The sequence below is a fragment of the Desulfovibrio sp. DV genome, from assembly GCF_001936595.1.
Classification (GTDB): Bacteria; Desulfobacterota; Desulfovibrionia; order Desulfovibrionales; family Desulfovibrionaceae; genus Solidesulfovibrio.
In genome coordinates this window covers 1-20,833 of the sequence record NZ_MLBG01000045.1, presented here as the reverse complement: position 1 = coordinate 20,833, position 20,833 = coordinate 1, and the positions used below count along the sequence as shown (strand labels likewise).

Genomic DNA, 20,833 nt, shown 5'->3' with positions numbered 1-20,833 from the left:
CAGCAGAGCCCGGGCGCAAGCCGAGGCGGCGGAGAAGACTGCGTTTAACACCATCATCGGCGTCACCATCGGGGCGGCCGTTTTAGTGGCCGCAGCCCCTCGGCTTTCTGGTCTTTTATTCCAAGCGGGCCATCGTCTCGCCCCTGAATCGGCTGACGGTCTATGCCGCGAAAGTCTCCCAGGGCGAGATGGAGGCGCCCATCGACGGCGGCTACCAGGCCGAACTGCACATTCTCAAAGAGTCCCTGTCCCAGATGGTGGTCAACCTGCGGGATCAGATCAGCCAGGCCGCCGTGAATGAGGGGAAAGCCAGACTGTGCGCCGACGAGGCCATCGCGGCCAGAAGCCAGAGCGAAGGGCTCAAGATCCAGGCCGAGCGGTCGTTTGACCGCATGAAGCACGCGGCTGTCCAGCTTGAGCAGATGGCCGAGACCCTGGCCAACGCCAGCCAGGAACTCTCCCACCAGATCGAGGAATCGGCCCAGGGCGCAAACATGCAAAAGAGCCGGGCCTCGGAGTCCTTCGATGCCATCACCCAGTTGAGCCAAGTCTCCCTGGAAGTGGCCCGGAAAGCCTCGACATCGGCGCAACTGGCCGAGCGTACCCGCACCGAAGCCGACAAGGGGGCGCAGGTGGTGGACTCGGTCGTGGAAATCATCCTGCAAGTCCATGCCAAAGCCCAGGCAAACAAAAACGACATGGCCGAACTCGGCAAACAGGCCCAGGCCATCAGCACCATCATCGACGTCATCAACGACATCGCGGACCAGACCAATCTCCTGGCTTTAAATGCCGCCATCGAGGCGGCGCGAGCCGGCGACGCCGGCCGGGGATTCGCCGTGGTGGCCGACGAGGTGCGCAAACTGGCCGAACGAACCATGAACGCCACCAAGGAAGTGAGCCAGGCCATCGGCAACGTCCAAGACGCAACGCGTCGCAATCTCGCCTACGCCGAGGAAACCAACAGCGCCATTGCCAACAGCGTGGAACGGGCCAACCAATCCGGCGATGCCCTCAAGACCATCGTCGGCCTCATCGACGAAACGGCCGGGCAGGTCCAATCCATCGCCGCAGCCGCAGACGAGCAGTCGGCCACCACGGACCACATCATGGAGGCCCTGCGGCATGTAAGCAGCATCGCGGAAGAAACGGCCAGGAGCATGGATGAGTCGAGCGCAGCCGTGGCCGACCTGGCCATGACCTCAAGCCGCCTGTCCGAACTCATCATGGAAATGCGCGAACAAGAGGCTGCCGAGGCAATAGCACCAACGCCCGCCCTGGCCCGCAGCGCTCCCCAGGGGCGGCTGGCCCTCCCGTCGCAAGTGCCTTCGCCGGTCGACGGCACGCGGGTGCAGCCCACTTGGGCGCGCGATTATTCGTAACGTCCCGTCGTATTCTTTACGGGACGCAGTACTAATCGCAACGATGCCGGCTGCAGGCCCCTTCGAGGGTGAAGACCACGGATTCGGCAATGTTGGTGCACTGGTCGCACACGCGCTTTAAGCCATGGGCAATGAAGCAGATCTGCACGGCCCGCTCCACCGGCCGGGCGGCGTCACGCATGAATTCGGCCATCTCTTTGAGGATGGAGACGTTAAGCTCCAGAATTTCATCAGATTCCTCGCACAACCGCCTGGCCATGGCCATGTCGAGGTTGGTGAAGCAGGTGGCGGTGTTGGCCATGAACTCCCGGGTGGCCTCGGCCAGCTCTTCGAGCTTGGGCGGTGTCGGAAACGCGGCCAGCTCCAGCAGGATCAACCCGCGCTCGGCGATGTTGACGGCTTGGTCGCCGATGCGTTCGATGTCGCCCACGCAGCGCATACAGCCGACAATGGCCCGCAAATCACTGGCCACGGGCTGATACAGCGCCAACATGCGCAAAATTTCCGCGTCCAGGGCGCATTCCTTGGTGTCGATGGCCGCATCGCCGGTCATCACGGCGTCGGCCAGGGCCGGGTCGCGTTCGAAAACCGAGCGCACGGCTTTGTCCACGGCGGCCTGGGCCATGTGAAAGGCGGTCAGTGTTTCCGTCTTCAATCGCTGGAGATCGGCCTCGATAATACGTTCCACGCACTCCCCCCTGTCGGTCGGCTGGTTGCTACCATGACCGAAAAGCCTACCCGCGGCTACGGCGACTGGCAAGGGGTGCACTGAAATGTCACATTCACGCCGCCCCCGACCAGCCGCCGCCCCTTGACGCCGGCAGCCGGAAAGCCCACACCCACCCGAAATTATCGACAAGGATGCCTTTATGTCCCGCACCGCATCCGGCGCACCGGCCATGGTGCTCGCCACCGTGTGCATCGCCCAGTTCATGGCCCCGTTCATGCTGACCGCCGTGGGCGTGGCCCTGCCGTCCCTGGGCCGCGACCTCGGGGCCTCGGCCATGCAGCTTGGGCTCATCGAACAACTCTATGTCGTGTCCCTGGCCATGGCCATGCTCACCTTCGGCCGCCTGGGCGACCTCGTGGGCCAGCGCCGGGTGATGCTGCCGGGATTGGCGCTTTTCACCGGGTTGACCTGCTCGCTCGGCTTTGCCGGGTCTGTGGAAATGATCATGGTCCAGCGTTTTTTCCAGGGCCTTGGCGCGGCCATGGTGCTCTCCGGGTCGCTGGCCATGGTGGCCGCGGCCTACCCGCCGGAAATCCGCGGCCGCAAGATCGGCCTCGTCTCGGCCTTCACCTATGCCGGACTGTCGGTCGGGCCGGTCCTTGGCGGCTACGTCACCGGCCATTTCGGCTGGCGCTGGGTGTTTCTCATGTCCGCCCCCCTTGGCCTGGCCGCCACGGCCATGTGCCTGCTTGGCGTTCGCCGGGACGTTCGCCCTCCCTCGGAAGAAACCATGGACTGGCCCGGGGCCATGGCCTACGCCGCCAGCGTCTGTCTGGTGATGCTCGGCGCAGCCCATGCCCGGGAGCTGCCGCTGGGACCGGCCATGATCGCCGGGGGCCTGATCGGGCTGGCGGTGTTTCTGCGCTTGCAGGCCCGCACCAAGAGTCCGCTTCTTGATGTGGGACTGTTGCGACGCAACCGGTTTTTCACCCTGAGCTGCTTTGCCGCCCTTGGGAACTATGCCGCCACCTTCGGCATCACCTTTCTCATGAGCCTGTACCTGCAATACGCCAAGGGCCTGCCCCCGCGTCTGGCCGGGCTTGTGCTGTTGGCCCAGCCGGTCATGCAGGTGCTGGCCTCGCCCCTGTCCGGGCGGCTGGCCGAACGCATCCCCCCGGCCCGGCTGGCCACGCTTGGCGCGGGCATCAGCGCCGTCGGCCTGCTGGCCGCGGCCGCCAGCATCAGCCAGGAAACGCCGTGTTGGCTGCTCCTCCTGGAACTGGCGGTCATCGGCACGGGCTTTGGCGTCTTTGTCACCCCCAATTCCACCGCCATCATGGGCAGCGTCCAAAAGCGCCAGTTCGGGCTGGCCTCGGGCATGGTGGCCAGTATGCGCACGCTGGGCATGGCCGTGTCCATGACCAGCATCACCCTGGTCTTTGCCGTCTTCATGGGCGACGCAACCATTACCCCCGAGACGCTGCCGGCCTTTTTAGCCAGCATGCGGGTGGGGCTGATCGCCTTCGCCGGCTATTCCTGCCTGGGGGTGCTGCTGTCGTTCCTGCGGGGGGCACGCAGCGAGCGATAGCGAGGGAAAAGCAGGGGATGCCTCCGGCGGCCGGGGGGATGATCCCCCCGGACCCCTGCAACGGGAGAACTTTGGAAAGGGGTTTTTGGCGAGGCGGCGGCGCTCGGGCAGCGTCTCATCAAAATACGAGAGTATTGAGAAAAAACAACGCTTCGCCAGTGTTGTCCTTCGTCGTTGCAGAAACGAATTCCGCGGGCGCGGCGCTAGTGCAGCGCCGGGAAGGCGGCCGACAGCCCCGTGATGATGAACTGGATGCCAAGGGCCAGGGTAATGAGGCCAAAAATTTTGGTGAAGATGTCCATGCCGGTGTGGCCGAGAAAACGGACGATGGCCGGGGAATAGAAAAACGTCACGTAGTTGACGAGGCTCACGCAGCCGATGGCCGCTGCGATCCGAAGCATCCCGGTCAGGCTGCCGGCGCTTTCGGCAAATAAGATGATGGTGGACATGGTGCCGGCCCCGGTGGTCAGCGGGATGGCGATGGGCACCACGGCCATGGGGATCATTTCGGATAGGCGCAGCGGAATCAAGGCCCCTGGTTCGTCGCATTTGCTTTTCAGCATGCCCAGGCCGCTGGAGACGAGGAGCAGGCCGCCAGCGATGCGGAAGGCGGCAATGGAAATGCCGAAAAACTCCAGCACGGCCGCGCCAACCACCAGCGACACGGCCATGGTGACGAGCGAACTGCCCGTGGCCACGGCGCACATCCGGTGCTGCCCCGTCACGTCGATGCCCCGGCACAGGTTCATGTGCAGCGGCAAGGCCGGGATGTTGTTGGCCACGGCGAAAAGGCCGAGCAGATAGTGCTGGAAGGTCATTTCCACAACAAGGTGCTCCCATTGCGCCGGATATCACCGGCCGAGGGAGCCGCCCACTGGCGCCTCCCCCGGCCGCAAGTCTTTATTTGCAATAGATCTTGATCTCGTTGGTGCCCGGCGTGTCGTTGCCCGGGGTCGGCCGGCCGGCCGTGATGACCACCGCCTCGCCCGGGGCGAAATCCGGACAATCATCCACGAACGACTCCACCCGCTCCATGTAGTCAGCCTCGCCATCCCGGCCGAATTCGAGCAGGCGCGGCTTGACGCCCCAGGAGAAGTTCAAAAACCGCATGACCCTGGGATCGGGTGTCAGGGCGTAAATGGGCTGGCGCGGCCGGCGGGATGACGTTAGCCGGGCATTGGTGCCGCTGACCGTGTGGCACAGGATGGCCTTGCTCTCCATGTTGTCGGCAATGAGGCAGGCCGAATAGGCCACGAACTTGCGCGGATTCTTCTCGCGCTTGGGCGCATACGGGGCCTGGATGCGCTCCAGATAGTACTCCAGGGCGTTTTCCGAAATCTGCTGCATCACCTTGACCGCTTCCACGGCATAATCGCCAACCGCCGTCTCTTCCGAAAGCATGACACAATCCGCCCCGTCGAGGATGGCGTTGGCCACGTCCGTGGACTCGGCCCGGGTGGGGATGGGGTTTTTGACCATGGACAAAAGCATCTGCGTGGCCACGATGACCGGCCGCTGGGCATGGCGGCAGGCCCGGATGATCTTTTTCTGCATGATCGGCAGTTGCGGGATGGGACATTCCAGGCCCAGGTCGCCGCGCGCCACCATGACCGCGTCGGTGACGGCCAGGATCTCGTCGAGGTTGTCCACGGCGTTTTGCCGCTCAAGCTTGGAGACCACCGGTGCCCAGACCCCGTGGCGCTTGATCTCGTCTTTGGTCTGCACCACGTCGGCGGCGTTCTGGACAAAGGAAATGGCCACGGCGTCCACGCCGACATCAAGCCCTTCGTGGAGATCCTTGATGTCTTTGGGGGTGAGTGCCGGCATGGGATGGTGCTTGCCCGGAAAGGCGATGCCCTTGTTGGAGGAGAGCAGACCTGCGTTTTGGGCCTCGATCTCATAGAGCCGGTCGGCTTTGATCTCCCGGGTGACGTGGAATTGCAGCAGGCCGTCGCTCAAATTGACCGGCATGCCGACACGTAATCCGGCCAGCAGCTCGGGCACATCAAGGGAGACGAACACGCGATCGTCGCGGGCCGGATCAGGGCGTTCGTCGGGCAGGCCCAGCAGCAGCGCCTCGCCCTTGTCCACGGTGCGCGGCGAGGCGGCCACTTCGCCGATGCGGGTTTTGGGGCCGCACAGATCGGCCATGGCTGTGAGCGGCACGCCCAGTTCGCTTTCCAGGGACCGGATTGTTTTGATGATGGGCGCGAAATAGGCCGCGTCGGCATGGGAGAAATTGAGGCGGAAAATGCGCACCCCGTGGCGCACCATCTCGCGCATGGTCTCCGGCGCAAGGGATGCGGGGCCAAGGGTGGCGACGATCTTTGTCAGCATGATGTGCCTCCAGGTCGCAGGCCGCATCCGCCCGGAGAAGCCGGGAAAAAGCGGATGCAAGCCGGACGGGTTTGGGGTAAGACTACCCCCGGCTGGTTGCCGTTTTGCGTCATCGCCCTATGTAATAGGGAGCGCGGCGCAGGACAAGGCCCAATGCCCGCGCAAGGAGGAAGTCGCTTCATGAACATCGATTCCGACAACAAGGGGGCAGGGACCTGCAAGGAACACCGGCCCGGCCAGGAACCCTGCTTTCCCCCGGTCTCCTTTATCACTTTCATCCTGTCCCTGGCCCAATCGGCCATGGTGCTCATGGGCGAGGCCCCGGAACCGGAAAGCGGCCAGTACCTTAGCAATCTGCCCGAGGCCAAGCACACCATCGACATCCTGGCCATGCTCGATTGCAAGACGCGCGGCAACCTCACGGCCGAGGAAAGCGACATCCTGGCCAGCCTGCTGTGCGACCTGCGATTGATTTTCGTCAAAAAGCAGTAGCCGGAGGTCCGCCATGCAACCCATCCCCGTCGGCCTCGTCGGCGTCACCGGCTATACCGGCATGGAACTGGCCCGGATACTGGCCGTCCATCCGGTCCTGAAACTGACCCGGGCCACCTCCCGGGCCGAAGCCGGCAAGCCCTTGAAAGCCATCTATCCCTTTCTGGAAGGCTTCCCGGCCGGCGACGTGGCCATAACGGCCCCGGACGCCGCCGATCTGGCTGCCTCCTGCAAGCTCGTGTTCCTGGCCGTGCCCCACGGCGCAGCCATGGACTACGCCGCCGAACTGCTGGTCGCCGGACTTAAAGTCGTCGACCTCTCGGCCGATTTCCGCCTCCACGACGCCGGCGTCTACGCCGACTGGTACGGCCTTGCCCACCGCCACCCGGCCCTGCTGCCAGAGGCGGTCTACGGCCTGCCGGAACTCAACAGCGCGCGCCTCAAGACCGCCAAGCTCACGGCCAATCCGGGCTGCTACCCCACCTCGGTCATCCTGGGGCTGGCCCCGGCCCTGGCCAACGGCCTGATCGACCTGACCGACATCGTGGCCGACAGCAAATCCGGCGCATCCGGGGCCGGGCGCAAGGCGTCCACGGCCATGCTTTTCTGCGAGGTCCACGACACCTTCCGGGCCTACAACCTGGGCAAGCACCGCCACACCCCGGAGATCGAGCAGGAGCTGTCCAAGCTGGCCGGCGCGACCATGACCGTGTCGTTTAATCCGCACCTGCTCCCCATCGACCGGGGCATCCTGTCGACCATCTATACCAAGCTGACCCGGGTGATGGCCGTGGAAGAAGTCCACGCCCTCTACGCCGCCCACTACGCCGACAAGCCCTGGGTGCGCGTGCTGCCGGTCGGCAAGCTGCCGGAGACGCGCTACGTTCGCGGCACCATGTTCTGCGACATCGGCCTGGTGGTCGATCCCCGCACCAACCGGCTCATCGTCGTCTCGGCCATCGACAACCTGTGCCGGGGCGCATCGGGCCAGGCCGTGGCCTGCGCCAACCTCATGTCCGGCCTGCCCGTGGACGCGGGACTTTTTCTCGCGCCCATGATGCCCTAGGCAGCATAACAATGCAGGGAGGGGGACCCCTTTTTCCAAAAAGGGCCCCCTCCCCGCGCCCCTCCCCGCCCCAAAAATTTTTTTGCAGGGGGGAAGGTGGTTTAGGGGGATATGCCATGACCATGGACAATGTGCGCCGACTCTATGAGCGCTTTGAGACCGACAAGGAACTGCGCAAGAACCTGTACATGGCCGAAGGCAGCGAGGCCCGCGAGGCGGCTCTGCGCGAGGCCGATCTGTATTTCACCGACGAGGAATTCGACGCCATGATCGACACCCTCCACGTCAAATGCCAGACCGTGGAAGAGGCCGAACGCTTTTTTGAATTCCGCAACTGGTGGGATTTCCTGCGCCGGAGCTGAGGCCATGACCGACACCCCCACCCCGCTTTTGCCCCACTGCGCCACCTGCCCCTACGACTGGTCCGAACGCTGGTGCCGCAACGCCAAGGGCAAGGCCCCGGCCGATTGCCCGTCGCTTCGCATGCGCGATCTGGCCGAAACGTCGATGGCCTGCATGGCAGCCGAACCCTGCGGCGAGTTCGCCAGGCAGGCCTCGCGTGAGGAGGCGAGCTGCTACGGCGGCCGCGAGGCCGGCTACGGGGCGGTCAGGCCGCTTAAGCCCCGCATCGTCGAGATCGTGGAATTCGCCCGGCGCATGGGCTATGGCCGCCTGGGGCTGGCCTTTTGCATCGGCCTTCGGGCCGAGGCCGGGGTGGTCAACGAAATTTTGGCCACCAACGGCTTTGCAGTGGCTTCGGTCGGCTGCAAGATCGGCGGCAAAGCCAAGTCGCTCCTTGGCCTTGAGCCGGCCGAGCAGGTTGATCCGACCGCCGCCCACGAGACCATGTGCAATCCGGTCTTCCAGGCTCTGGCGCTCAATGAAGCGCGCACGGAGTTCAATATCCTCCTTGGCCTGTGCGTGGGCCACGACTCGCTTTTTTTCAAGCATGCCACGGCCATGGGTACGGTGCTGGCCGTCAAGGACCGCCTGCTCGGCCACAATCCCCTGGCCGCCGTCTACCACTACGACAGCTACTGCCGGTATCTCAAAGAGCCGTTGCCCTAGGGGACGCAGCCATCTTGCAGTCCGGCCGGGTGCGTTTCACAATAACGGGCAGGAAGGGTTTCGGCCCGCCCCGGCCGACTCCCCGTACCCGTTGCAGCCCCCCGGCCCTCCATCCGGCCAAGCGAGGACGCGCCCGCCATGCACAATCTTTTCTGGTCCAGCGAAACAGGGGTCATCATCGTCCTCGGCCTGCCGACCGTGCTCTATCTCGTTGCCGCCGCCCGCAAGAAAACGCCTCCGATCCAGTACCTGTCGGAAACCATCTCCAATTACAGTCTGTTTAATTCCCTCTACTCCATTTTCCTCAGCATGGCGCTCGTCACCCTGCTGATTAATTTCTACACCGTCCAGGACGACACCCGCAAAGAATCCGAGGACATGATCTCCATGGCCCGGCTCCTAAACGGCCTCTCCGACGCCAGGGGCCTCAAAACACGTCTGGTCGCCTACGCCCAAAGCGTGGTCGATTACGACCTTCCGGCCCTCAAGGAAGGCAGGATGTCGCCGCAGGCGTCCGAGGCCTTCGACGCCCTGTGGAACGAGGCCTACAAGATCACCCCGACCACCAAGAATGAAGAGGCCATCCACCATCTGGTGCTTGAAAATTTGACCGACATGACCAAATGCCGGCTGACCCGGCGGATCAAGGCCACGGAAAACCTGCACCCCATGATTTTCAGCCTCATCGTCGTCGGCTACTATGTCATGCTGATAAAGACCTGGCTGACCCGGGTGCCCAACCGGAGGACCCAGCTGGCCTTCGAGCTGCCCATGTTCGCCATGCTCCTTCTGGTCATCACCGCCATCATCGATCTCAACACGCCCTTTGTGGGCATCGTCAACATCGACATTTCCGCCTTTGACTTCGCCCTCCAACGGGTCACGGCCCTGGCCGGCCTGCCCCTCCCCTGACCGGGGGGCAGCGGCGGGCACACATACCCGGCCAAAAGGCCGGGCCTTAGCCCGTGTTGGCTGTCCCGGCCGACAACGGCAGGGGGCAGGCAAATGGCTTTTGACGCAGGCCGGTCCGGGAACGTATGCTCGTCCCCGCCGATAGGCACCAAACGGCCCGATGCCCAACCGGTTTTCCCGGTCGCCAGCCAACCGATCCCGGCCCTTCATGTCGAGGCGCCGCAAGCGATGGCCTGGCCCCGGCCGGGCAGCGGGTCAAACGTCTTCCCAAGCAGCATGGAGATTCGATGCGACAGGGCCACAAGACATCCGGGCGGGCGCACCCCAATACGGTTGAAACGCTCTACGCCCGGGCCTTAACACTCCACAAACGGGGCCAAAGCGATCAGGCCGCCCCGCTCTACCGCAAAATCATTTCGAAAAACGCCAGCCACGACGGAGCCCTGCATCTGCTTGGCCTGTGCGCCCTGGACGACGGCGACCCGGAAAAGGCCGTCGGATTGATCGGCCGGGCCCTTGCCGTGCGCCCGGACTATGCCGAGGCCCTGTTCGACCATGGCCGGGCCTGTCTGGCCCTGGGCCGCATCGAAGAGGCGGCCCGCGATTTCGAGCAGGCCGCCGCCTGCGCGCCGCAATATGCCGAGCCGCGCCACGCCCTGGGCCTGCTCCACCTGGAGACGGGCAACCCGGACGAGGCCCTCCGGTTATTTTACGCCACCCTGGCCGTGGTGCCGGACGATCCCACCGTATGGCTGCATACGGCCTGGGCGCTCAAATCCCTGGACCGGGCCGGGGATGCCCTCAAGGCCTGCGCCAGGGCAGTGGAGTTCGGGCCGGACACGGTCCCGGCCCGGCTGGAGATGGCCGAGCTGCTCATTGAGGCCGGCCGTCCCGACGAAGCGGCCGGCCACCTGGACGCGGCCCCGGAGTCGGCCTGGCAGTGTTCGCTTCGCGGCCGGGCGGCCCTGGCCCGCCAGGATGTCCCGGAGGCCGAAGCAGCGTTCCGGCGGGCCCTGGAGCTTGATCCCGCAGACAGCTTCGGCGTGGTGGCCGAGCTGTCGCTCCTTGACCTTGAGCCTGCCCCACAGCGCGCCCCCCTGGCCTGGGTGCGCCGGGTCTACGACGGGCAGGCCCGGCTCTGGGACCAGAGCGCTGCCGGGGAACGCGGCTATCAGGCCCCGGATCTGCTGGCCCAGGCCCTGGCTGCGGTTCCGGGCCAGCGCTCGGGGCTCACGGTGCTCGACGCCGGCTGCGGCAGCGGCCTGTGCGCGCCCTGGCTGCGCCCCCTCGCCGCCCGCCTCGAAGGGGTGGACCTGTCCCCGGCCATGCTGGAGCTGGCCCGGGCCAAAGGCCTGTATGAACGCCTGGTCTGCGGCGACGTCACGGATTTTCTCGGCGGCTGCCGGGAAGAGTACGACCTGATCGTGGGCGCGGCGGTGTTCATTTACACCGGCGAGCTGGCTCCGGTGCTGACCGCCGCGTACGCCGCCCTGTGTCCCGGCGGCCTGCTGGCCTTCACGCTCTTTCCCGGAGCAAAAGACGCCTACTCCCTGACCGCTGCCGCCTATTACCTGCACGACATCGACGCGGTCCTTGCCCGGGCCGGGCAGGCCGGCTTCACGGTGGCGGCGCGCCTCGAGGGCATCCATGAATACCGCGACGACGCGCCCGTGACCGGCTGCGCCCTGGTCCTTGGCAAACCCGCCTAGAGCGATCCCTCGCCGACGCCAGCCCGGGCGCGGCACCGGTTCGCTGCCAGCCCCCAAAATGCCCCTGCCGGCCAAGCGCCGACAGGGGCATTGTTGTTCGCAGACACCTCTCCCTGAAAGATCCGGGGCGCTGTTCTGACGAAATTCGGATCGGCCCGGCACCGTCCAGGCCGCCCCCATCTGGCGGCGTCCTCCCGGCGACGCACCGCAAAAGCCCCGGCACCGCCCGGCCAGGAGACTCCCGGAACGTCCTGGGGAAAAAAGCCCCGCTTAGGCCTTGCCGGCCTCGCGCAGCACGATGGCCAGCGCATTGACCGTGGCTCCGGCCAGGGCCGAGCCGCCTTTGCGGCCCTTGATGGTGATCCAGGGCACATCGGCCCGGGTCTGGAGCAGGGCCTTGGACTCGGCGGCGTTGACGAAGCCGACGGGCATCCCGATGACCAGGGCCGGGGCCGGAGCGCCGCCGTCGAGGCGCTTTAGCAGGCGCAAAAGAGCGGTCGGAGCGTTGCCGATGGCGAAAATAAGCGGTCCCGGCAGGTCCAGGGCAAAGTCCACGGCCAGGGCGGCCCGGGTGGAGTTGGCGGCAGCAGCGGCAGCAACGACGCCGGGGTCGTTCATGAAGCAGCGGACGGTGCAGCCAAACGGGGTCACGCGACGCAGCGGGATGGCGCAGCGGGCCATTTCGGTGTCGGTCACAATCGTCGCGCCCTGGTCCAGGGCTGTCAGGCCCGCCTGGACCGCGTCGTCGGAAAACCGCACCAGGCTTGCCAGTTCAAAGTCGGCGGTGGTGTGGATGAGCCGGCGCACGATGTCCCAGTGGGCACCGGCAAAGGGCCGCGGCTCGGGCATTTCAGCGTCAATAATGGCCAGGGATGCGGCTTCGATGGCTTCCGGGTCGGTAATGGGCAGGATGCGGGTTGTATCGGGCATGGGCCACCTCTTGCCCGCATAATAGCCGGCATTGGGCTTTGGGCCAAGCCGGCTGGAGCAGATTTTTGTGTTGACATGTAGCACGAAAATTTATTTAAGACGAAATAACAAATACGTATTTATTAAAATTAGGAAAGCGAGGAGAGGACATGCAGAATCTGACGAAGAGGGCCGTATGCGCCGTGGCGCTGGTCCTGGCCCTGGCCGGAGCGGCAACGGCCCATGAAACCGTGCTCAAGCCGGGGACGGCCACGGCCGTGGCCGGCAAGGCCGTGCCGTTTGGCGTGCATTCGGCCCATGTGTTCATTGTCAGCGAGGAGTTGGAGACGCCGGCGGATGTCAAAGCCTTTGTCTTTGCCGACGGCAAGGCGACTCCGGTGGCGCTTGCAGCCAACGACAAAACCCTGACGTTTGACGGCGAGGCGACCTTTGCCAAGCCCGGGACCGGGATCATCCTGGTGCACCGGCTGCCGCAGGTCTGGAGCCTGACGCCCGAGGGCCTGAAGAAGGGGACGAAAAAAGATCTGCCGGGCGCGACCAAAAGCAACCGCTACGAAAAGTTTGCCAAGTCCCTGGTTGCGGTCGACGGCCAGACGGCCGGGTTTGACGCCGTGGCGGGCCAGCGCCTGGAACTGGTGCCCCTGGCCGATCCGGCCAAGGTGGCGGTCGGCCAGGACCTTGACGTCAAGGTCCTCTTTGACGGCCAGCCGACCCCGGCCACGGTGCTGGCCACCTATGACGGCTTCAGCAAGACCCCCAACACCTATGCCTATTATACCGAGACCGACGACGCCGGGGTGGCCAAGGTGCGCATCACGCATCCGGGCTTGTGGGTGGTGCGCACCGAAATGAAGGGTGCGCCGGCCGACGGGGCGGTGGAGCAAGAAGTGTTGCGTTCGACCCTGACCTTTTTCGTGCAGTAGGTACTCCCTATGTTCCGGATTCTTGCGGCGATGGTGTTGGCGGCGGCAGCGACTGTCTGGCACCCGGTTGCTGCGGCCGCCCATGGCGTCGGCTCCCGCGAGATGGACCCGGGTGCGGCCCGGGCCATGGTGTTTCTCTACGCCGATGGAGAACCCATGGCTTTTGCCCAGGTCCAGGTGACCGGCCCGGATGGGTCGGTCTACCAGAGCGCCCGTACCGACGGCCAGGGAGGCTTTGCCTTCCTGCCGTCGGGGCGAGGCCTGTGGCGGGTGGCTGCCTCGGACGGCCAGGGGCATCGGGCCGTGCGGGAGATTCTGGTGGAGCTTCGGTCCGGGGACGCGGGCGGGACGGGGCAGGTGACGGCAGCGACCGCACCCGTGGCCGGGACTGGCGCTGCCGGCGGGTCGGGCGCGGGAGCCGGCATCGGTCCGGGCTGGCGGGATGTGGTTCTGGGCCTCAGTCTCCTGGCCAATCTGGTTCTCGGTGCAAGCTGGTGGCGACGCCGGGCATCCGGCCCTGGCTCCTGACAAAGTTCTTTAAAATCGGTGTATTGGGTTGTGTTCTGGGAAAAGTTGCGAAAACGTCTATTTTGATCTTGATTCTTAATTTCAATTTCTCTAGAAACGATTCCAACACAGCGGCATACACCACTGTGTTGGGCGGTCGCCGCAACCGGTGGCGTCTGGACGCGGCGGCCCGGCCCATTCTCAAGCAAGCCGGCCGGGGAGCATTCCCGGCAAGCCATAGATCGCATCCCACACAACCTCCACAACCCTCCAACCCCACGACTCTGGCCGGAACTCTCACAGGTTCCGGTCGTTTGTCTTACGGGGGCGGGGTTGTTGCCGGCACACGACGTTGGCGATGTCACGGACCTGGCCCACGACCGCTCCCCCTGCCTGCCCTTCGCCGGCCCCTCCCGAATAAAACGCCGCGCCGGTTGCGCCAAATAAAATCCGGGGCAGGACATGGCGTCCTGCCCCGGGCAACACGGTCTCCGCTTCCTGCGGCACCGGACCGGACGGCCGGACCGGGGACTCGTCCGGTTACTTCCAGCCCGATTCCTTGTCGCAGGCGGCCCGCTCGGTCGGATGCGTCTTTTCCCAGGCCGTGATGGACAGGGTTTCGTTGTCGTCCATCTTGTTGTTCATGCAGGTGCAATACTTGGTGATGACTTCAATGGAAACCTTCTCGTCCTTGTTGTCGGCAATGCACTTGGCCACCCATTTGGCGTCGTCTGCGCCGGCAAAGGCCAAGCTGGAGACGCAAACCGAGGCAAGAAGCGCAAAAATGAAGAATACTTTTTTCATACTGGATTCCTCCTTGGGTTAACATTCTCTGGAAACTTGAGTCTATTCTCTCACTCCGCGAAATCAGACGAAACGCAACCGATCGTTGCGGCGCATCGCATCTGAACGGCAGGCTTTCATCCTTCTGGTTTGAACTTCAAAGAAATTCACGTCCATACAGGAAGGCTGCGTCGCCTATTGCATCACACAGCGGCCATGAACGCGCAAGTTTTTTTATCAGGAAAGCATGTTAACTTTATGCGTCATTACACGATGAACCAGACTGAATACCCTGGCCGCAGGAGCAACGGTGGTCTCCGTCAAGTTCAAATGCCGGCTGTCCCGGTCCGCAGTCGACCGGACGAACTGCCAACGCCAGGAACCCCTTTCCAAACTTTTCCCTTTGCAGGGGTCCGGACCCCCGGACCCCTGCAAAGGGAAAAGTTGACACGGGGTTCTTGGCCTGGGCGGTCTTACCCGTCTGCCGCGATTTCTTGTTCCCGTTTCCGTCCCCCGTCGCGGCAACGCCGTCCCCCCTTAACCCCTTTGGGGGGTCCGGGGGCCTCACGGCCCCGGCCGCCGGAGGCACTCTTCCCGTCTCTCTCCCTCCACGCCCCGGCCGCCGGAGGCATTCCCCTCTTCTCTCCCCTCTCTTGGCCGACCATCGTCCTTGCCCTGGCCGCCCGGCATCTGTACCGTGCGCCAAAACGGCCCGCGCGGCCGGGCACAAGGCGGCACGGCTGGCGCATGAACTGGTTTTTCTTGTCTTTGGTGACGGCCACAACCCAGGCGGTCAAGGACACCTTCCTCAAGGCGGCCATGGGCCGCACCGACCCCACCCTGGCCATGCTCCTCTACAGTTCCGTGGCGGCCGTCTTTTTATGGGTGTTTGCCGTCGGTTCCCCGGAGGCTGTCTTCACCCCGGCCTTCTGGCCGCTGCTCCTGGTCGGCGGGGCCTTCGGCGGAGCCACCTTCTGGCTCTACGGGCTGGCCTTGAACCGCGGCGACCTGTCCCTGGCCCTCCCCATGCTGGCCTTCACCCCGCTGTTTCTGCTCATCACCTCGCCGTTGACCCTGGGCGAATTTCCCCGGCCCGGCGGCCTTGTCGGCATCGCCCTGGTCGCGGTCGGGGCTTACGTGCTCAATTTGCGCGAACGCCGCCACGGTATTTTCGGGCCGATCAAGGCCCTGGTGACCAACACCGGCTCGCGCCTGATGCTCCTGGTGGCCGTGGTCTGGAGCATCGGGGCCAATCTCGACAAGCTTGGCCTGCAAGCCTCCTCCCCGGCCATGTGGGCGGCCAGCATCTACACCGCAAGCGCCCTGGCCCTTCTGCCCTTTGCCGCCCGGCGGCTTCGCCAGTCGGTGCGCGAGCTTGGCGGTTTTCCCTACGCCATTGCCACTGCCGGCCTGCTTGAGGCCGTGGGCCTTTTTTGCCAGATGCACGCCCTGCCGCTGACCCAGGTGTCCTATGTCATCGCCGTCAAACGATTGAGCATCATTCTCGGCGTGCTCCTTGGCGCGCTGGTCTTTCACGAACAGGACCTGGCCCACCGCCTGCCCGGTGCGGCCGTCATGGTGGTAGGCGTTTTCTTTATTGCCGTTTTCGGATAAAAGCCCCCACCGATCTTGCTTCCCCGGAGCCGTTCATGACCGCACACCGTTTTTTGCCGCATCTGACCCCGGAATCCCTGGCCGAAAAGCAGGCCGCCGGACTGAACTGGACCTGCCGCCACGCCTTTGCCGGCAACCCCGTCTACCGGGAACGATTGGCGGCCATCGGCTATGAGCCGCACCAGACCCTGACCCTGGACGATCTGGCCCGGCTGCCGGTCACCACGGTCGAGGACCTGCGCCAGGGCTACCCCCTGCCGCTGTTGTCCGTGCCCGAGGAAAAGGTCGTGCGCATCCACGCCTCCTCCGGCACCACGGGCAAGCGCAAGATCCTGGCCTACACCCAGCGCGACATCGACGTCTGGAAGGAGATGTTCGCCCGCTGCTACGAGCTGGCCGGGCTGACCACCCTTGACCGGGTGCAGATCGCCGTGGGCTACGGCCTGTGGACGGCCGGGGCCGGTTTCCAGCTCGGGTGCGAACATTTCGGGGCCATGGCCCTGCCGGTTGGTCCGGGCAACATGGAGATCCATCTCCAGCTCCTGGAGGACATGGGCTCCACCTGCTTATGCTCCACTGCCTCCATGGCGCTCCTTTTGGCCGAGGAGGTCCACAAGCGCGACCTGCGCAAGCGCATCAAGCTTAAAAAAGTCATTTTCGGGGCCGAGACCCACACCGACAAGATGCGACGGCGCTTTGAGAAGTGGCTCGACATTGACGAGAGCTTTGACATCACCGGCATGACCGAACTCTACGGACCGGGCGCGGGCCTGGAGTGTTCGGCCCACGACGGCATCCACTACTGGGCCGATATGTTCATCCTGGAAGTCCTCGATCCGGTGACGCTGGCTCCGGTGGCTCCGGGGGAAGTCGGCGAAATGGTGGTGACCTCGCTTTGCAAGGAAGCCGCCCCGCTCATTCGCTACCGCACCAGGGATCTGACGCGCCTTATGCCCGAGCCCTGCCCCTGCGGCCTGACCCTGCCGCGCCACGACCGGATTCTCGGGCGCTCGGACGACATGTTCGTCTTTCGCGGCGTCAATATCTATCCGGGGCAGATCGCCAGCGTCCTGTCGACGTTTAAGGATGTGGACAGCGAATTCCAGATCCGGCTCGTGCGCCGCGACGGCCGGGACCAGATGGTGGTCCGGGTGGAGCGCAAGCCCGGCGTCAACCCGGAGCAGGACCAGAACCTGTCCGAAGCCATTTCCATCGAGATGCGCAAGCACCTCTTCGTGCGCGGCTGGATCGACATCCTGGGGCCGGGCGCGTTGCCGCGCAGCTTTGGCAAGACCCGGCGGGTCATCGACGACCGAAACGGCATCGAGGAAGAATAAGGCCGGCTTCGGCCCGGCCGCAATGCCCTCACGGCCGGGGCCGCGCCCCGGACCAGCGCCGTCCCGGCTAGGCCCCTTCCCCCGGACGGATGGTCAGCACGGGAATTTTGGCGGTCTTGACCACCTTTTCCGCCACCGACCCAAAAGGGATGCGGGTGACGCCGCGCCGGCCGTGGGTGCCCATGATGATCATGTCTGCGCCGACAATCGTTGCGATTTCGATTATTTTTTCCGGTGCGTAGCCGTACTCGACCCGGCCCGTGGCCTTGGCGTCGGCAAAATGCCGGGCCATGAATTCGCCCATGACGCGGTTGGCTCCTTCGAGTATCTGTTCGACCAGGGCCTGGATGCTGGTGGCCGGCACATAGAGGCTGGCATAGCGGTTCATGCTCGGGGAAACGTAGAGGACGACAAGCCGGGCATTGAGTCCGGTGGCGAAGAGTTTGGCGTATTGGGCCAGGGGGGATGCGGCCTCGGAGAAATCCACGGCCAGCAAAATGGTTTTGACTTGAGGCAACATAGGCGGTCTCCCGGGTTTTTCCGCCGCGATTTCACAATATCCCTGGTGGTTGCCGGCCGCAAGTTTTTTCCGGACCGGCCTCTTTCCGGGGCCTTCCGGCGCAGCAACCAGGGCGCTGTTTTCACAAGGCTTGAACCACGGGCCTTTTCGGCGTAAGGCGACATTTCGCCGTCAGGCTTATTTTGGAGGCTTCATGAGCAAACGCAGCAGCGTCGCCCTTGGCACGATTCTCAAGCAATCGGTCAAGGTGGCCCGTCATCCCTGGATTGCCGGTCGGTTGGCGGCCGTGGAGAAAGAGAAATTCCTGTTTTCGTTTCTCAATCCCCAGGCCCAGACCGGACAGGCCCGCAGCATCCGGCAGTTGTCGATTCGCATCACGGACATGTGCAACTTGCGCTGCCACACCTGCGGCCAGTGGGGAGACCAGGGCTTCTTGCACGGGTGCAACCTCAAAGATTTGAAAAAGCAGGAAATATCGCCAGAGCGCTATCTGGCGCTGCTGGAAGATCTGGCAGCCAACGGACACCGGCCCTCGGTCTACCTGTGGGGCGGCGAGCCGACCATGTACAAGGGTTGGCTGGATATTATCGAACGGGCCACGGAACTGAAGATGCCGACGTCCATTGCCACCAACGCCACCGGCCTTGTGGCTGCGGCGGATCGGCTGGCGGCCGCGCCCATGTTCCTGCTCCAGATTTCCATCGACGGCCATTCGCCCGAGACGCACAACGCGGCCCGGCCCTCGGCCGGCGGCGGCGACAACTACAAGGTCATCCAGGAATCGCTTTCCGCCATCAAGGAAGCCAAGAAGGCCCATAAGACCAATCTGCCGCTGGTCGCCGCCCTGGCCACCATCTCCAGCGCCAACGTCCATCATCTGGTGGACATTTACGAGGCCTACAAAGACCGGGTGGACCTGTTCGTCTACTATCTGTCCTGGTGGATCGACGAGAAAAGCGCCAAGGCCCACGACGAGGATTTCGAACGCCGTTTCGGCTTCAAGCCCAAGCTCCATTGGGGCTGGGTGGGCGATTGGACCATCAAGGACCATGAGACGCTCAACAAGCAGTTGGCCGAACTCAAACGCCGCTCCAGCGGGTTTAAAAATCCGCCCATCAACATCATTCCCAATGTGACGGGCGTGGACAATCTGCGCGAATACTACAGCAACCACGACTCCACTTTCGGCTACGACCAGTGCATCTCCATCTATCAGGCCGTGGAGCTCGATTCCAACGGCGACATGTCGCCCTGCCGTGACTACCACGACTACATCGTCGGCAACGTGCGCGACCACACCATCACCGAGCTGTGGAACAGCGAGCCGTACCGCAAGTTCCGGGCCAGCCTGCACACCGAGGGCCTCATGCCCTCGTGTACCCGCTGCTGCGGTCTCATGGGCTATTGATGCCCCACGCCACGAAACCCGCCCGTGTCGTCTTCCTGCTTCAGGACCTGGCGTTTGGGGGAACCCAGCGCCAGGCCCTGGAACTGGGGCTGCGCCTGGACCGGACGCGCTTTTCCCCGGAATTCTGGATGCTCGCCGACGTGCGCGATTTCGCCCCACGGGCCGAGGCCGGCGGCATCCCGCTCACCTGGCTCTCGCCCTACCCCACTGTCGGACTGGGCTCACTCCTGGCTTTGCGGCGGGCGCTCAAAGAACATCGCCCGGACCTGCTCGTGCCCCTGACCGCCATGCCCAACATCTGGGGCCGGGTCTTTGCCAAGACCCAGGGCCTGTCCGCCGTCATCGGCACCTGCCGCGGCGGCGGGGCCATCAAGCGCCAGCACGAACGCTTCTTGAAGGGCCTTTGCGCCCATCACATCGTCAATGCCGCACCCCTGGCCCGGGAACTGACGGCCATGGGCCGGCCGGCGGCAAAAATCACCTGCATCCCCAACGGCGTGGACACCGGCCACTTCCTGCCGCCGCCAGACGACCTGCGCCCCGTGCGCGAGGTCGTGCTGTGCCTGGCCCGGTTTTGCGAAGACAAGGACCACGAGACGCTCATCCGGTCCTTTGAGTATGTCGCGGCCAAGCGCCCCCGGGCCGAGTTGTGGCTGGTTGGCGACGGGCCGCTGCGCACCCGGGTGCGCACGCTGGCCACCCGAAGCCCCGTGCGCGGCCTTATCCGCACGTATCCATCCACGCCCGATCCGCGACCCTTCTTCCAACAAGCCTCGGTCGTCGTCCTGTCGTCGGTGCGCGAAGGCCTGCCCAACGTGCTCCTGGAAGCCATGGCCATGGGCCTGCCTGTCGCGGCCACGGCTGTCGGCGGCATCCCCGATCTGGTCGTGCCCGAGACAACCGGCCTCTTGTGCCCGCCGCGCAACCCCGAGGCCCTGGGCGAAAATATCGCCAGCCTGCTGGCCGACGAAGACAGACGGCTGGCCATGGGCAAAAACGCCCGGACACGCGCCGAAACACTCTATTCCATGGAAGCGATGGTTCTTCGCCACGAAGCTGTGTTTGCCCGGGTGCTATCCGGCGCACCGGCCCCGGACGAGCCTGGAGCCCAGCCCTAGCCCCCGGCGCGTTGCCGCCTTTGCCGTACGCCTGCGCTGCATGCCGCAAGCGCAGGATGGAGTCCCCCATGTGCCGTACCCTGATCGTTGCATTCCTGGCCTGCCTGCTCCTGACCCACTCGGCCCAGGCCCTGGCCGAGGCCGATGTGGCCGGCATGTGGCGCGGTTCGCTCTACGGGTCGTCGCTTTCAGCCGTCATCGAGCAGGACGGCAATGCCGTCAAAGCCGAGGTGGTGGTCTGTGCCCTCACCGGTGAAACCAACGTCTACCACGTGGTCGGAGCCATCTTTAACGGCCATGTCTATATGTTCCACGGCAGCGGCCACATCTTCGAGGGCGACGCCAAAGGCAACGAACTGGTGGGCACCCTGACCACCAAAGGCGGCAGCAAAGTCGAACTGCGCGCCACCCGCACGCAGCAGTAAGGGAAGAGAGAGAAGAGTGAAGAGTGCCTCCGGCGGCAAGGCAT

General features: G+C 64.6%; 21 protein-coding genes. 15 read left to right on the top strand and 6 right to left on the bottom strand.

From position 1 onward, the window contains the following. The first annotated feature begins 107 nt into the window (after positions 1 to 107). Positions 108 to 1,382, top strand: coding sequence for a methyl-accepting chemotaxis protein (locus DVDV_RS11430; RefSeq protein WP_368482918.1), 1,275 nt, complete (start codon positions 108 to 110; stop codon positions 1,380 to 1,382). A 31-nt stretch (positions 1,383 to 1,413) separates the two neighbouring features. Here DVDV_RS11430 and phoU read toward each other — a convergent pair whose 3' ends face one another. After that, complete coding sequence (gene phoU / locus DVDV_RS11425; RefSeq protein ID WP_075354796.1) at positions 1,414 to 2,070, bottom strand: phosphate signaling complex protein PhoU; 657 nt, start codon at positions 2,068 to 2,070, stop codon at positions 1,414 to 1,416. Positions 2,071 to 2,251: 181 nt separating this feature from the next. Between phoU and DVDV_RS11420 the strand changes: the two genes are divergently transcribed. Continuing rightward, complete coding sequence (locus tag DVDV_RS11420; RefSeq protein ID WP_075354795.1) at positions 2,252 to 3,640, top strand: MFS transporter; 1,389 nt, start codon at positions 2,252 to 2,254, stop codon at positions 3,638 to 3,640. A 203-nt stretch (positions 3,641 to 3,843) separates the two neighbouring features. Here DVDV_RS11420 and DVDV_RS11415 read toward each other — a convergent pair whose 3' ends face one another. Further along, positions 3,844 to 4,458 (bottom strand): MarC family protein, encoded by a 615-nt coding sequence (locus tag DVDV_RS11415; RefSeq protein ID WP_254845354.1) that lies wholly within the window; start codon positions 4,456 to 4,458, stop codon positions 3,844 to 3,846. Between the two features lie 82 nt (positions 4,459 to 4,540). Next, positions 4,541 to 5,977, bottom strand: coding sequence for a pyruvate kinase (gene pyk, locus DVDV_RS11410; protein WP_075354793.1), 1,437 nt, complete (start codon positions 5,975 to 5,977; stop codon positions 4,541 to 4,543). 180 nt (positions 5,978 to 6,157) lie between these two features. On the opposite strand from pyk, the gene DVDV_RS11405 reads away from it, so the two are divergent. The 6 genes from DVDV_RS11405 (at position 6,158) to DVDV_RS11380 (ending at position 11,224) form a co-directional block, all read left to right on the top strand. Continuing rightward, complete coding sequence (locus tag DVDV_RS11405; protein ID WP_075354792.1) at positions 6,158 to 6,469, top strand: DUF1844 domain-containing protein; 312 nt, start codon at positions 6,158 to 6,160, stop codon at positions 6,467 to 6,469. Between the two features lie 13 nt (positions 6,470 to 6,482). Further along, complete coding sequence (argC, locus tag DVDV_RS11400) at positions 6,483 to 7,535, top strand: N-acetyl-gamma-glutamyl-phosphate reductase (RefSeq protein ID WP_075354791.1); 1,053 nt, start codon at positions 6,483 to 6,485, stop codon at positions 7,533 to 7,535. A 116-nt stretch (positions 7,536 to 7,651) separates the two neighbouring features. Next, positions 7,652 to 7,897, top strand: coding sequence for a Nif11-like leader peptide family natural product precursor (locus DVDV_RS11395; RefSeq protein ID WP_075354790.1), 246 nt, complete (start codon positions 7,652 to 7,654; stop codon positions 7,895 to 7,897). A gap of 4 nt (positions 7,898 to 7,901) precedes the next feature. After that, a complete protein-coding gene (locus DVDV_RS11390) occupies positions 7,902 to 8,603 on the top strand; it encodes a DUF1847 domain-containing protein (RefSeq protein ID WP_075354789.1) in 702 nt (233 codons plus the stop codon). Positions 8,604 to 8,741: 138 nt separating this feature from the next. Further along, positions 8,742 to 9,515, top strand: coding sequence for a DUF4239 domain-containing protein (locus tag DVDV_RS11385; protein ID WP_075354788.1), 774 nt, complete (start codon positions 8,742 to 8,744; stop codon positions 9,513 to 9,515). A 287-nt stretch (positions 9,516 to 9,802) separates the two neighbouring features. Further along, positions 9,803 to 11,224 carry a tetratricopeptide repeat protein gene (locus tag DVDV_RS11380; protein WP_075354787.1) on the top strand — a complete coding sequence of 474 codons (1,422 nt, stop codon included), beginning with the start codon at positions 9,803 to 9,805 and terminating at the stop codon, positions 11,222 to 11,224. Between the two features lie 270 nt (positions 11,225 to 11,494). Here DVDV_RS11380 and DVDV_RS11375 read toward each other — a convergent pair whose 3' ends face one another. Next, positions 11,495 to 12,154, bottom strand: a complete 660-nt coding sequence (locus DVDV_RS11375) for a precorrin-8X methylmutase (protein WP_075354786.1) — start codon at positions 12,152 to 12,154, stop codon at positions 11,495 to 11,497. Between the two features lie 149 nt (positions 12,155 to 12,303). Between DVDV_RS11375 and DVDV_RS11370 the strand changes: the two genes are divergently transcribed. Then, on the top strand, positions 12,304 to 13,077 hold the full coding sequence (locus tag DVDV_RS11370) for a DUF4198 domain-containing protein (RefSeq protein WP_075354785.1): 774 nt from the start codon (positions 12,304 to 12,306) through the stop codon (positions 13,075 to 13,077). Positions 13,078 to 13,086: 9 nt separating this feature from the next. Then, positions 13,087 to 13,605 carry a carboxypeptidase-like regulatory domain-containing protein gene (locus DVDV_RS11365; RefSeq protein WP_075354784.1) on the top strand — a complete coding sequence of 173 codons (519 nt, stop codon included), beginning with the start codon at positions 13,087 to 13,089 and terminating at the stop codon, positions 13,603 to 13,605. Positions 13,606 to 14,124: 519 nt separating this feature from the next. Here the strand turns inward: DVDV_RS11365 and DVDV_RS11360 are convergent. Continuing rightward, a complete protein-coding gene (locus DVDV_RS11360; RefSeq protein WP_075354783.1) occupies positions 14,125 to 14,388 on the bottom strand; it encodes a hypothetical protein in 264 nt (87 codons plus the stop codon). A 726-nt stretch (positions 14,389 to 15,114) separates the two neighbouring features. Here DVDV_RS11360 and DVDV_RS11355 point away from each other — a divergent pair. Both DVDV_RS11355 and DVDV_RS11350 read left to right on the top strand, forming a co-directional pair. After that, the gene (locus DVDV_RS11355; RefSeq protein ID WP_075354782.1) at positions 15,115 to 15,981 is read left to right on the top strand and encodes a DMT family transporter; all 867 of its coding nucleotides are present in this window, start codon (positions 15,115 to 15,117) and stop codon (positions 15,979 to 15,981) included. A 35-nt stretch (positions 15,982 to 16,016) separates the two neighbouring features. Further along, positions 16,017 to 17,318: a phenylacetate--CoA ligase family protein gene (locus DVDV_RS11350; RefSeq protein WP_075354781.1), complete on the top strand. Its 1,302-nt coding sequence runs from the start codon at positions 16,017 to 16,019 to the stop codon at positions 17,316 to 17,318. A gap of 67 nt (positions 17,319 to 17,385) precedes the next feature. Here DVDV_RS11350 and DVDV_RS11345 read toward each other — a convergent pair whose 3' ends face one another. After that, positions 17,386 to 17,838 (bottom strand): universal stress protein, encoded by a 453-nt coding sequence (locus DVDV_RS11345; RefSeq protein ID WP_075354780.1) that lies wholly within the window; start codon positions 17,836 to 17,838, stop codon positions 17,386 to 17,388. 193 nt (positions 17,839 to 18,031) lie between these two features. On the opposite strand from DVDV_RS11345, the gene DVDV_RS11340 reads away from it, so the two are divergent. The 3 genes from DVDV_RS11340 (at position 18,032) to DVDV_RS11330 (ending at position 20,789) form a co-directional block, all read left to right on the top strand. Continuing rightward, positions 18,032 to 19,246, top strand: a complete 1,215-nt coding sequence (locus DVDV_RS11340; protein ID WP_075354779.1) for a radical SAM protein — start codon at positions 18,032 to 18,034, stop codon at positions 19,244 to 19,246. Then, positions 19,246 to 20,364, top strand: a complete 1,119-nt coding sequence (locus DVDV_RS11335; protein WP_075354778.1) for a glycosyltransferase — start codon at positions 19,246 to 19,248, stop codon at positions 20,362 to 20,364. The genes DVDV_RS11340 and DVDV_RS11335 overlap by 1 nt, the downstream gene beginning before the upstream one ends. A 68-nt stretch (positions 20,365 to 20,432) precedes the next feature. Beyond that, positions 20,433 to 20,789: a hypothetical protein gene (locus tag DVDV_RS11330; RefSeq protein ID WP_075354777.1), complete on the top strand. Its 357-nt coding sequence runs from the start codon at positions 20,433 to 20,435 to the stop codon at positions 20,787 to 20,789. Positions 20,790 to 20,833 lie beyond the last annotated feature (44 nt).